Origin of the sequence: Microbispora cellulosiformans, assembly GCF_008728085.1 — a bacterium.
Lineage (GTDB): Bacteria > Actinomycetota > Actinomycetes > Streptosporangiales > Streptosporangiaceae > Microbispora > Microbispora amethystogenes.
This window is the reverse complement of sequence record NZ_VYTZ01000052.1, coordinates 1-1,050: the sequence shown is the minus strand read 5'-3', so window position 1 is coordinate 1,050 and position 1,050 is coordinate 1. Positions and strand designations below refer to the sequence as shown.

Annotated in this window: 1 pseudogene; it reads left to right on the top strand. The window is 69.1% G+C overall.

From position 1 onward, the window contains the following. Positions 1-131: 131 nt before the first annotated feature. A pseudogene (locus tag F5972_RS36795) lies at positions 132-1,027 on the top strand (IS5 family transposase). Positions 1,028-1,050: the final 23 nt, after the last annotated feature.

Genomic DNA, 1,050 nt, shown 5'->3' with positions numbered 1-1,050 from the left:
CTAGGGCGTGTATCGAAGTCCGCGGTGATGCGTGAGCCGGGTGACGCATCGGAGCGGGCGTAGATCGACAACGTGAGAGGTCTCCGGTAAGTGGTTAGTCGACCAAGACAAACCTGAAAACCGGAGACCTCGTGGCCACCCTAGCGGTGACGCGGCGGTTCGACCTCACCGATGCGCAGTGGGCGGTGCTGGAGCCGCTACTACCAGCGCCGAAGCGGTCGGGCCGGCCATCGCTGTTCAGCAAGCGGCAGCTGATCGACGGGATCCGCTGGCGGGTGCGCGTCGGAGCGCCCTGGCGGGATGTGCCCGCCTGCTACGGATCCTGGCCGGCGGTGTATGCGCTGTTTCGGCGCTATCAACGGGACGGCACCTGGCAGCAGATCCTGACCGCGCTGCAGGCGCAGGCGGATGCGGCCGGACGCATCACCTGGAACGTCAGCGTGGACTCCACCATCGCGCGAGCGCATCAGCACGCCGCGGGCGCGCGGAAAAGGGGGATCTCCAGGCCGAGCCGCCCGGCGGGGTGGGTGGCCCGGAACCAGACGATCACGCGCTGGGGCGCTCCCGTGGCGGGCTGACCACCAAGCTGCACCTGGCGTGTGAGCAGGGGCAAAAGCCGCTGTCGATCCTGCTGACCGCTGGGCAGCGCGGCGACAGCCCGCAGTTCACCACGGTCATCGCCGGTATCCGGGTGCCTCGGCTGGGCGGCGGGCGGCCCCGCACCCGCCCGGACCGGGTCCTGGCCGACAAGGCCTACACCTCCACGGCCAACCGCGCCTACCTGCGGCGGCGCGGGATCAAGGCCACCATTCCGAGCAAGGCCGACCAGGACGCCAACCGCCGCGCCAAAGGATCTAAGGGCGGCCGGCCACCCACCTTCGACCCGCAGATCTACACCCAGCGTCACGCCGTGGAGTGCGGCATCAACCGGCTCAAACGCCACCGGGCCGTCGCCACCCGCTACGACAAGCTCGCCGTGCGCTACGAAGCCACGATCCTCGTCGCCGCACTCAACGAATGGCTCTGATCGACTTTGATACAGGCCCTAGG